Raw genomic sequence first — 10,533 nt, forward strand, 5'->3', positions numbered from 1 at the left:
CAGAGGGGAAAAGTGGCGAATGGGTGCCACGGCACGCTTCTTGCGTTATTCTGGGGCTAACCGATTGTTCTGAAAGGAGACGCATGCATCTTCCTTACGACCCCAAGACCGATCTGGAAATTGACCGCGTGATCATGGCCGCGCCCTCGACGATCTGGCGCTGCTGGACGGAGCCGGAGTTGCTGAAACAATGGTTCTGCCCCAAGCCCGTTGAGATGGAAGAGGTCCGGCTGGATCCGCGTCCGGGCGGCGCATTTTATGCCAGGATGAGAACCCCTTCTGGCAAGATTGTAGAGACCGATGGTTGCATCCTTGTGTTCAAACCCGACAATATGTTGGTCTTCACCGATGCGCTGGCGCCTGGATTTCACCCCCGAAAACGCAGTTTTTTGACCACCGTTGTACTGCTCAGCCCCGAAGTGCTGGGCACACGCTACATCATCCGCGCGCTGCACGCGGATGAAGAAGCCAACAAAGCCCATGAAAACATGGGGTTTCATCAGGGTTGGGGCCAGTCCACAGACCAGTTGGAAGACCTGGCAAAGTCGCTGCGTTAGCCCCGGATGTGAGCGCCAACAGCTACAATTGTTGCGCCCAAAATTTGTGCACAGCAACATTCTTAGCCGCACTGCAGCGATGAATTTTCTTGAATTCGCGTTGGAATCTCGCTCTGCTAATCGGGCAAGCAAGGACGCCCGCACGTTTTCTACGCCGCATCGAAGACGCGCCTCTGGGGATGGACACTTGGTAAGGCGGCAGGTTTTAGCACATGACTGTTCCCTTTCTTCGGACCGGAGAGAGCGAGGAACTGCGCGGCGCGGCCCTGCATTTGCAGCGGCACGTCTACCTGCCACGGATCGCATGTTTCGCGCATTCTCTGCCCTTTTCCGCCCCGCTCCGTTCTGTGACGCGGCATCACAGGCCTGCATTTCGCACAAATAAACCGCAAAAGACCGGTCTCAACCGGCCTGACGCTGCGCCTTGGGCCATTGCTGTTTGCATGGCCCAGACGCTAGTAAGTGCAAAAGCGGAACCGATCCAACGAAAGGAAGACTTCGCGTGACAGGGACGCTCCTTACACTCAACGGCCTGACCAAGGCCTATCCGGGCGTTGTGGCCAACAACAACGTTTCGTTCGAAATCGGCGAGGGCGAAGTCCACGCCCTGCTGGGGGAAAATGGCGCGGGCAAATCGACGCTGGTGAAAATGATCTACGGTCTGGTCAAGCCTGACAGTGGTCAGATGACCATGCGCGGCCAGGACTATGCGCCGGTGAAACCTTCGGCGGCACGACAGGCCGGTGTGGCGATGGTGTTCCAGCACTTTTCGCTGTTTGACGCGCTGAACGTGGCCGAAAACATCGCGTTAGGCATGGAAAACCCACCCAAAATGGGCGATCTGGCCAGCCGGATCAAAGAGGTTTCGGAAACCTATGGCCTGCCGCTGGATCCCTACCGCACTGTGGGTGATCTCTCAGCCGGGGAACGTCAGCGGGTCGAAATCATCCGCTGCCTGCTGCAGGATCCGAAGCTGTTGATCATGGATGAGCCGACCTCGGTTCTGACCCCGCAGGAGGTCGACATCCTGTTCGAAACCCTGCGCAAACTGTCGGCCGAAGGCACCGCGATCCTCTATATCAGCCACAAGCTGGAAGAGATCCGCGCCCTCTGTGACAACGCCACCATCCTGCGTCTGGGCGAAGTGGTGGGGGATTGCGTGCCGCGCGACACCACCGCGCGCGACATGGCGGAGATGATGGTTGGCTCCAAACTGCATGTGCCGGAACGCGCAGGCGGTGACATCGGGCCGGTGTTGTTGGAGCTGAACGATCTGACGGTGGCCTCCCCGGCGGAATTTGGCACCGCGCTGAAGGGCATCAGCATGCAGGTGCGTTCGGGCGAAATCTTGGGCATTGGCGGCGTGGCCGGAAATGGTCAGGATGAGTTGCTGGGCGCGCTGTCTGGCGAATTGCCCACCAGCCCCGGCACGATTGTTCTGGAAGGCCAGGAGGTCGGCAATCTGGGCCCTGTGGCACGCCGCAAACTGGGGCTATTGACCGCGCCTGAGGAACGGCTGGGCCATGCCGCGGCCCCGGATATGAGCCTGATTGAAAACGCCGTCCTGACCGGATCCGTCCGCGAAGGGTTGGAAAACAAGGGTTTCCTGAAATGGGGCAAGGCGCGCAGCTTTGCTGAGACCATTATTGAGAAATTTGACGTCCGCACCCCCGGCCCCGGCAACGCCGCCCGGTCACTGTCCGGCGGCAACCTGCAGAAGTTTGTGATTGGCCGTGAGGTTCTGCAACGCCCCGACGTGCTGGTGGTGAACCAGCCGACATGGGGGGTGGATGCCGCAGCCGCAGCAGATATCCGTCAGTCCCTGCTGGATCTGGCCGCCGCCGGCGCTGCGGTGATCTGCATCAGTCAGGATCTGGATGAGCTGATGGAAATCTCAGACCATTTTGCCGCGCTGAACGAAGGGCGCCTGTCCGATATCCGCCCCGCCAAGGGCCTGACCGTGGATGAGATTGGCCTGATGATGGGTGGTGCCCATGGGATGGAGGTGGCGCATGTCTGATCTGCCTCGCATCGAGTATTTGAAGAACATTGAAAAGGAGGGCATGGCGTGATCAAGCTGGAGAAACGTCCCCAGCCGTCGCAGGCCTGGACCTATCTGACGCCGCTGCTGGCGGTTGTGCTGACCATGGTGGTTGGCGGCGCATTGTTTGCCTGGCTGGGCAAAGACCCGCTGGTAGCGATCAAAACCATCTTCTGGGAACCGCTGTTTTCCGAATTTGCCTTTTACTATCGGCCGCAGCTTCTGGTGAAAGGGGCGCCGCTGGTGCTGATCGCCATCGGCCTGTCGCTGGGCTTCCGCGCTGGTATCTGGAACATCGGCGCTGAAGGGCAATATATCATGGGCGCCATCGTCGGCGCCGGTGTTGGCCTGGCCTTCTACCCGATGGAAGCTTTCTACATCTTCCCGCTTATGGTCATCGCAGGCGCCTTTGGTGGTTGGATCTGGGCGATGATCCCGGCGTTTTTGAAGGTGCGGTTTGGCACCAATGAGATCCTCGTCTCCTTGATGCTGGTCTATGTGGCCGAGCAGCTCTTGGCCTCCATGTCGCTGGGTTTGCTGCGCAACCCCGAGGGCATGGGCTTCCCCGGCTCACGGAACCTGCGCGATTACGCTTCGGCCCATAATGCTGAGCTGATCACTGGCACCGGTATGCACTGGGGTGTCGTGGCGGCCCTTATCGCGGTGATCTTTGCCTATGTGCTGCTGAACCGTCACATGCTGGGCTTCCACATCCGGCTGACCGGTGAAGCGCCCCGCGCGGCGAAGTTTGCCGGTGTGAACCCCAGCCGGTTGATCCTGATCTGCCTTGGCACCTCGGGGGCGCTGGCAGGTGTTGCGGGTCTGTTTGAGGTCTCGGGCCCGGCCGGACAGGTCAGCATTGATTTCAATGTCGGCTACGGCTTTACCGCCATTATCGTCGCCTTCCTCGGCCGGTTGCATCCGGTTGGCATCCTGCTGGCCGGCGCGCTGATGGCGCTGACTTATATCGGCGGTGAGATTGCACAGTCCAAACTGGGCCTGCCTGCGGCTGCAATCCAGCTGTTCCAGGGCATGCTGTTGTTCTTCCTTTTGACCGTGGACGTTCTGACCAACTTCCGCATCCGTCTGGCAAAGCGTGAGGTGGCGTGATGGATTTTTCTTCGATTAACCCCGTCCTTTTGCTGGCCTCACTGATTGTGGCGGCAACCCCGCTGCTGCTGGCCGCCATTGGCGAACTGGTGGTGGAAAAAGCCGGGGTGCTGAACCTTGGTGTGGAAGGCATGATGATCACCGGGGCGATCTGTGGCTTTGCGATTTCCGTCAACACTGGCTCCCCTGTTTTGGGGCTTGTTGCAGCTGCCCTTGGTGGCGCTGCATTGAGCCTCCTCTTTGCGCTGCTGACGCAATATGCGCTGGCCAATCAGGTGGCCTCGGGTCTGGCGCTGACGCTCTTTGGTCTGGGCCTGTCGGCGCTGATCGGTCAGGGCTATCAGGGCATCAAGCCGCCCAGCTTCCCGCGGTTTGATATTCCGCTGCTGTCGGACATCCCCTTCATCGGGCCGGTGCTGTTCACGCAGGATTTCATCGTCTACCTGGCCTTCTTCCTGACCTTGGGTGTCTGGGCGATGCTGAAATACAGCCGCGCCGGTCTGATCCTGCGCGCGGTCGGTGAAAGCCATGATGCCGCCCATGCCCTGGGCTACAAGGTGGTGCGGATCCGCGTTATCGCGATCCTGTTTGGGGGCGCCTGTGCTGGCATGGGCGGGGCTTACATCAGCCTGATCCGCGTGCCGCAGTGGACCGAGGGCATGACCGCCGGCATCGGCTGGATTGCGCTGGCGCTGGTGGTCTTTGCCAGCTGGAAACCCTGGCGCGTTCTGCTGGGCGCCTGCCTGTTTGGCGGCATCAACGTTCTGCAGCTGAACCTGCAGGCGGCGGGTGTGGCCATCCCGGTCGAGTTCCTGGCGATGTCGCCCTATGTCATCACCATCATCGTGCTGGTGATCATGTCGGCCGACCGCAGCGGCGCCCCTGCATCCCTTGGTAAGGTATTCCATGCGGGCAACTGACCACGGGTCTGGCACCGCGCAACAGCTGCGCATTCGCGGTCTCCTCAACGGGCGAGATGCCCGATGGGGGGCCGCACCGATCCTGTTCCTACACGGGCTTATTCTGGCCTCGGCCTTTGCCTATGCGCTGGCGACGGTGCCCAATCTGCCCCCTGCGGCCTATCAGGCGCTTTACGCTTTTGAACGCTTCGCCGCCTTTATGTTTTTCATCGAATACGGTCTGCGCTTTTTCGCAGCACGTCACCGTCTGTCTTACGTCTTTTCCTTTTGGGGCATTATCGATCTTCTGGCCTGGCTGCCCTTCATCATCCTTGAGATGAGCGGGGCCAGCGTGCTGCGTCTGTTGCGCCTGTTGCTGCTGGCGCGCATGCTGAAGCTCTTGGGCCATTCCCGCGCGATGGACCGGCTGGTTCTGGCGCTCAGATCGGTCCGTCAGGAACTGACGCTGTTCTTCTGTGTCGCGGCGCTGCTGCTTTATGTTGGCTCCGTCGGGATTTACCTCTTTGAACATGAGGCCCAGCCTGAGGTGTTTTCTTCAGTTCCGGCGGCGCTTTGGTGGTCGGTTGTGACACTGACCACCGTGGGCTACGGTGATGTGGTGCCCATTACGCTGGGGGGCCGCATTTTCACGTCCGGGCTGTTGCTGCTGGGGGTTGGGATCTTTGCGGTGCCGGCAGGGGTTATAACTTCAGCACTTATCAGTCGAGACATCGAAGATATTGAAGAAACTCTGGAAAAAATAGAAACCAGCGAGCAAAAGACTCGCAACCAGAAGCGCGCCGTTGCAAAAGGCGGCAAACACAAATCAAACTGAGACTTCAACAAGGAGAGCGAAGATGAAAAGAAGAACCCTGCTTGCAAGCGCAGCCCTGGCCATGGGCCTTGCCTCGGCCGGTTTCGCCGCAGACACCACCAAAGTGGGTTTTGTCTACGTCGGCCCCGTCGGTGATGGTGGTTGGACCTATGAGCACAACAAAGGCCGTCTGGCTGTTGAAGAGCACTTCGGCGACAAGGTTGAAACCGTATTTGTTGAATCGGTTCCCGAAGGCCCCGACGCTGAGCGTGTGATGACCCAGATGGCGCTGGAAGGCGCGGACCTGATCTTCACCACCTCGTTTGGCTATATGGACCAGACCATCAACGTGGCGAAGAAATTCCCGAACGTGAAGTTCGAGCACGCCACCGGCTACAAGCAAGCTGACAACGTTTCGGTCTACTCGGCCCGTTTCTACGAAGGTCGCGCCATTCAGGGTCACATCGCCGGCAAAATGACCGAGTCGAACGTGATCGGCTACATCGCCTCCTTCCCGATCCCGGAAGTGATCCGCGGCATCAACTCGGCCTATATCCACGCCAAGAAGGTGAACCCGGACGTCGAGTTCAAAATCATCTGGGCCTACACCTGGTTTGATCCGGCGAAAGAAGCCGACGCTGCCAAGGCGCTGATCGAACAGGGCGCAGACGTGATCCTGCAGCACACCGACTCCACCGCACCGCTGGCCGCCGCTCAAGAAGCCGGTGGCGTGATCGGTTTTGGTCAGGCATCGGACATGGCCGAGTATAAAGACGGCCCGCGTGTCTCCTCGATCATCGACGATTGGGCCCCTTACTACATCGCCCGTACTCAGGCTGTGATGGACGGTTCCTGGGAAAGCAAGTCGACCTGGGACGGCATCGGCGCAGGCATGGTTGGCATCGGTGAAATCACCGACAAAGTACCTGCCGAGGTTGCCGCCGAAGCGATGGAACTGAAAGCCAAGCTGGCATCGGGCGAGTACCACGCCTTCACCGGCCCGCTGAACAAGCAGGACGGTTCGGTCTGGCTGGAAGCAGGTCAAACCGCATCCGACTACGGTGATGACGGTCTGGCCGGCATGAGCTTCTACGTTGAAGGCATCACCGCCGAGATCCCGAACTAAAGTTTCGGACCTCAAAATCTTGCGAAAGCCCCGGCCATTGGTCGGGGCTTTTTCGTTGCACGGTTAGGGGCAGTACAGCCCCCGATTAGGCGCGATGGCAGACCTGTGGTAGGCTGGATGTATTGATTTTACCTAACCCATTTTCAGGTCGCATATAATGACACAAACACCCGACCCCGCTGTCGCCACAGCCCCGAAAGACGACACCAAAAACACCGTGGGCGCAGGCCCCTGGGATGTTGCGCTCTACTTTGTTCAGCGCTTTCCCGCCTTTGCCTTTGCCCTGGCCGTGATTGCCGCGCTGTTCTACGGCGCCAGCTACATCATTCAACTGAACATCAGCGCCAATAAAGAACTGAAAGAGGTGCGCCAGCAGATCGCGCAAGAACGTGATGAGCATCAAAAAGCACTGGCCGCCATGACCGCTGCGGCCGAGGTAAAATTGGAGGAGGCGCGCCTTGCCCAGGAAGCTGCGCGGATCGAAACCGCCAATGCCAAAATCGCCATAGCCGAGGCCCGCGCCACCGTTGCCCAAGCCCAGGCCGAAGCCCGCGCCACCGTTGAGGACACGCTGATGCGCACAGCCGAACGGGTCCAGACATTGGTGATCAATCAGCTCTCCAGTGTGGAGGATCTGGACAGGATCAGGCTGGCAAATGCGGCAACCATGCGGGACCAGCTGAGCAAAGCCGAAGAACGGCGCGACACCCTGCTCAAGGAGGTTGCGGACCTGGAGGAACGCGAAACCCTTGCTGGGCTCAATCTGGTGTGGGAGGCCGCGCTGGCCGCCGCCAAAGACAACAACTGGTATGAGGTCGGCAAGGAGTTCCAGCAGTTCGAAAGCTACGTGGATCTGAAAGATGAAACCACGCTTGAGACACTGAAGACCAAAGTCACCACCGCCGAATCCGCCACGCTGCGGGCGGCGGCAAGCCTGTCACTGATGGCCCACAACACTGACGCGCTATGGCTTGAACAATTCCTGCGCACCCTGAAGGACAGTTCAGATCTGGACCCGGACTGGATCCGATCAATCCGCAACGGGTCGGATATGCCAGAAAGCACCTGGGATGACGTCAATCAGGCATTGGCCCCTACCCTCTTTCAAGATCCGGCGCAGAGTGAGAAAGACGTATACTTGCTGGCCTTCCTGTCCGGATCCTTCCCCTACCGATACTCCGGTGAGGGCAACGGCATCCCCCCCGACCCGCGCAAATGGGCCCTGATCAGTCAGCTCCTTTCGGTTGTGCGCAATGATCTGGCGCGGTTTGACCCGCAGCTACGCCTCACCGCGCTGGAGGAGCTGCGCTGGCTCTCCCTCCCCGCCACCCATGTCTGGGCCAGCCAGCTGCAGACATCGGACGAGTTCACCGATCAGTACCATCAACAGAGCCTCAAACGTCTTCTGGATCAGGACAGCAACTACCCCGCCTTTGCCACCGTGCCAACCGCAACGGTCACGGCTTTCTGGACCTCGCCCGATCTGGCCGACATGCGCGATCGCTACCTCACCGAAGGCACCCATGACGGCTACAGTTACCAATAAAAATGCACCGCCCAGATGCTCCAAAGGACAGCTGCATCAGATCCATCTGGCGAAAAGGTCGCACCGGCCCTGCCGCTTAATCCAGCGGAATGCTGACGCGCAGCTGAACGGTCTCCATCCCCGGGTTGAGGGCTTTGATGTCAGCATTGGAGCGGTGGTCATAACTCAAGCCGATCCGCACACCGTTGCGCAGGTTATACCCAAGCTCCACACCTGACCGGAATTCGATCGGAAAGCCCAGATCCGGCCCGTCGCCCTGCACATAGATCCCCGGCATCGCATGCAGCTGCACATAGGCCCGGCCACGAGCGAAATCTTTGGTCCAGAGCTGGCCAAAGCCCAGCCAGGCATCACCAGTGTCGGTCACCGACAGCCCGATGGCATTCTGGAACGGGCCCATCTTGTGGTCCATATCGTAACGCACATAGACCTCTTCACCAATGAAATCACCCTGAAACTGGGTTCGGCCAGCCGCAATCGTAAACCGCTCCTGCTCCGGTGTGCGTGCCAGACAGCCGGTATCACAGTAGTTCATGTTCATATCGGTAAGGCCAACAATGGCAAAAAGGATGGCAAAGGTCCCGTTCATGGCGCAGCTCCTGACTCGTTAAACGAGAGACTGCAAAATCTGAGGCCCGCTGTCATCTGTTGCCGCCCTGAGAGGGAAAATTGCCCCAAACTGCGACCGATCCGCCACCGTTTCCAGGGCCGGATTCGACGCTGCTCAGGGGGCCACTCAGGGGGTAGAAAAAAAATGTGGCAATTGGCGGATTTTTTTCGATTTGCCTCTAGACACCCCCCACCCCCTCGCATAGAACGCCCCCACCCGAACGGAGACGTTCACCCAGGCCCGGGTAGCTCAGGGGTAGAGCAGTGGATTGAAAATCCTCGTGTCGGTGGTTCGATTCCGCCCCCGGGCACCACTTTATCATCCAGTTGCATCCAAGTTGGTCCGCCAGTAGCCTGTATTCGCAGGCTTTTTGCTTTGGGTTTGTCCGGTGATGTCCTGCCACGTGCGCGACTATCTACCCCAAAGTGGGGTATCGATCTGGGGTACGTATCATGAGACATCTGGAAGGTACCCATACGGTCTTGAGCGATGCACGGATTCGGGCTCTTAAGCCCAAAGAAAAGCCCTACAAGCAAACCGACTTCGACGGTCTCTATCTGCTGATCAAGCCGAATGGGTCGAAACTCTGGCGTGTCAAGTACGCTGGCTGCGGAAAGAGAAGCTGCTGGCGCTGGGCAAATACCCGGAAGTGACTTTGGCCGATGCGAGACAAAAGCGGGATGAGGCCCGTAGTTTGATCGCAAAGGACGAAGACCCCTCGATCGCACGCAAAGATCCGAAAGCCAAGGTGGCAGCTGAGCAAACCGAGACCTTCACCAAGATTGCCTCAGAACTGCTCGCAAAAAAGCGCATAGAAGGCCGCGCAGAAGCTACACTTACCAAAACCGAATGGTTCCATCGCCTGCTCGGCGCAGATATCGGTCACATGCCCATCTCCCAAATCACAGCACGAGATGTTTTGGTTCCCCTGAAGAAGATCGAGAACAGTAGAACTCTTGCTTGCGAATCCGAACGGTGCCGCTCTGCACCTCAGATTTATTCAAATAGTGACTCAAACATCGTTTTTGTCAGAACTTGACCCGCTGATAGATCAGGGTGATACAGACGCTCCAATAGCGCCCAATCTAGTTCTGTTGGATATTGAACTGTTGAGTACGCATCCAATACTGAGCGAACCTCATTCTCGAATTCGCCCGTAAGCCCCATGGCATGAAGCATTTCTTCAGAAAAACAACGATGCGAAAGTGGCCCTCGTTCGATGGACACAAGCACATATTGAATCTGACCGTTGAATTTAGAAAGTATTTCAACGGCACACTGGGTCCTACGCTGCAGTCGAAGTTCACCCAGCAATTCTGGAGTCGCATAGAATGGGTGAGTCTTTGTCGAGATGAGCCCTAATATCTCAAGATCCCTTTTATCTCCAACATTTATGACAATCTGGCTTTCGGGAGTGGCCAGCCCGATTCCGCCGAATTTCAGTTTCGGACCACCATTGTCTTCCACATGTTTAGGGTCAGGACCCATTGATTTCCGCGTAGGGGCGTGATTCACAGTTCGAAAAACGAGCGGTGAACATGTCTGATCTTTTCTGGTTAAGCGAAGCGCAGATGGCGCGTCTTGAGCCCTTCTTCCCGAAGTCCCACGGCAAGCCACGCGTTGATGACCGTCGTGTGTTAAGCGGAATTATCTTCATCAATCGCAATGGCTTACGATGGCGTGACGCGCCTGCTGCCTATGGCCCTCACAAGACGCTGTACAACCGTTGGAAGCGGTGGAGCGACAAGGGAATCTTTGCTCGGATGATGGCGGGTTTAGCAGCCGAGCACGGGGAAGAGAAGACCGTGATGATCGACGCCACTTATCTGA

The 10,533-nt window shown here is 58.3% G+C and carries 11 protein-coding genes, 1 tRNA gene and 1 pseudogene; 11 read left to right on the forward strand and 2 right to left on the reverse strand.

What is annotated here, in order from left to right; translation table 11 throughout:
- The first annotated feature begins 83 nt into the window (after positions 1-83).
- The 7 genes from TL5118_RS00910 (at position 84) to TL5118_RS00940 (ending at position 8,093) form a co-directional block, all read left to right on the forward strand.
- A complete protein-coding gene (locus TL5118_RS00910; RefSeq protein ID WP_058244689.1) occupies positions 84-557 on the forward strand; it encodes an SRPBCC family protein in 474 nt (157 codons plus the stop codon).
- 502 nt (positions 558-1,059) lie between these two features.
- Positions 1,060-2,577, forward strand: a complete 1,518-nt coding sequence (locus TL5118_RS00915) for an ABC transporter ATP-binding protein (protein ID WP_058244690.1) — start codon at positions 1,060-1,062, stop codon at positions 2,575-2,577.
- Positions 2,578-2,625: 48 nt separating this feature from the next.
- Positions 2,626-3,708, forward strand: coding sequence for an ABC transporter permease (locus TL5118_RS00920; RefSeq protein ID WP_058244691.1), 1,083 nt, complete (start codon positions 2,626-2,628; stop codon positions 3,706-3,708).
- Positions 3,708-4,628: an ABC transporter permease gene (locus tag TL5118_RS00925; protein WP_058244692.1), complete on the forward strand. Its 921-nt coding sequence runs from the start codon at positions 3,708-3,710 to the stop codon at positions 4,626-4,628. Before TL5118_RS00920 ends, TL5118_RS00925 begins: the two co-directional genes overlap by 1 nt.
- Complete coding sequence (locus TL5118_RS00930; RefSeq protein ID WP_058244693.1) at positions 4,615-5,442, forward strand: ion transporter; 828 nt, start codon at positions 4,615-4,617, stop codon at positions 5,440-5,442. The genes TL5118_RS00925 and TL5118_RS00930 overlap by 14 nt, the downstream gene beginning before the upstream one ends.
- A gap of 22 nt (positions 5,443-5,464) precedes the next feature.
- The gene (locus TL5118_RS00935; protein ID WP_058244694.1) at positions 5,465-6,547 is read left to right on the forward strand and encodes a BMP family ABC transporter substrate-binding protein; all 1,083 of its coding nucleotides are present in this window, start codon (positions 5,465-5,467) and stop codon (positions 6,545-6,547) included.
- 157 nt (positions 6,548-6,704) lie between these two features.
- A complete protein-coding gene (locus TL5118_RS00940; protein ID WP_058244695.1) occupies positions 6,705-8,093 on the forward strand; it encodes a coiled-coil domain-containing protein in 1,389 nt (462 codons plus the stop codon).
- A gap of 76 nt (positions 8,094-8,169) precedes the next feature.
- Here TL5118_RS00940 and TL5118_RS00945 read toward each other — a convergent pair whose 3' ends face one another.
- Entirely contained in the window at positions 8,170-8,682 is a 513-nt protein-coding gene (locus tag TL5118_RS00945; protein WP_058244696.1) for an acyloxyacyl hydrolase, read from the reverse strand.
- 259 nt (positions 8,683-8,941) lie between these two features.
- Between TL5118_RS00945 and TL5118_RS00950 the strand changes: the two genes are divergently transcribed.
- The 3 genes and pseudogenes from TL5118_RS00950 to TL5118_RS00955 all read left to right on the forward strand — a co-directional run bounded on the left by TL5118_RS00950 (position 8,942) and on the right by TL5118_RS00955 (position 9,742).
- Positions 8,942-9,016: transfer RNA gene (locus tag TL5118_RS00950), tRNA-Phe, on the forward strand.
- 139 nt (positions 9,017-9,155) lie between these two features.
- A pseudogene (locus TL5118_RS21685) lies at positions 9,156-9,376 on the forward strand (Arm DNA-binding domain-containing protein); the annotation flags it as partial.
- A 75-nt stretch (positions 9,377-9,451) separates the two neighbouring features.
- Positions 9,452-9,742 (forward strand): phage integrase central domain-containing protein, encoded by a 291-nt coding sequence (locus TL5118_RS00955; protein WP_370701657.1) that lies wholly within the window; start codon positions 9,452-9,454, stop codon positions 9,740-9,742.
- Here TL5118_RS00955 and TL5118_RS20785 read toward each other — a convergent pair.
- The gene (locus tag TL5118_RS20785) at positions 9,700-10,191 is read right to left on the reverse strand and encodes a DUF2927 domain-containing protein (RefSeq protein WP_082626386.1); all 492 of its coding nucleotides are present in this window, start codon (positions 10,189-10,191) and stop codon (positions 9,700-9,702) included. The two genes, TL5118_RS00955 and TL5118_RS20785, sit on opposite strands and share 43 nt — an antisense overlap.
- A gap of 50 nt (positions 10,192-10,241) precedes the next feature.
- Here TL5118_RS20785 and TL5118_RS00960 point away from each other — a divergent pair.
- The coding region (locus tag TL5118_RS00960; protein WP_058260712.1) for an IS5 family transposase at positions 10,242-10,533 on the forward strand (292 nt) is incomplete at its 3' end.

This window comes from Thalassovita autumnalis (assembly GCF_001458255.1).
GTDB lineage: Bacteria > Pseudomonadota > Alphaproteobacteria > Rhodobacterales > Rhodobacteraceae > Thalassobius > Thalassobius autumnalis.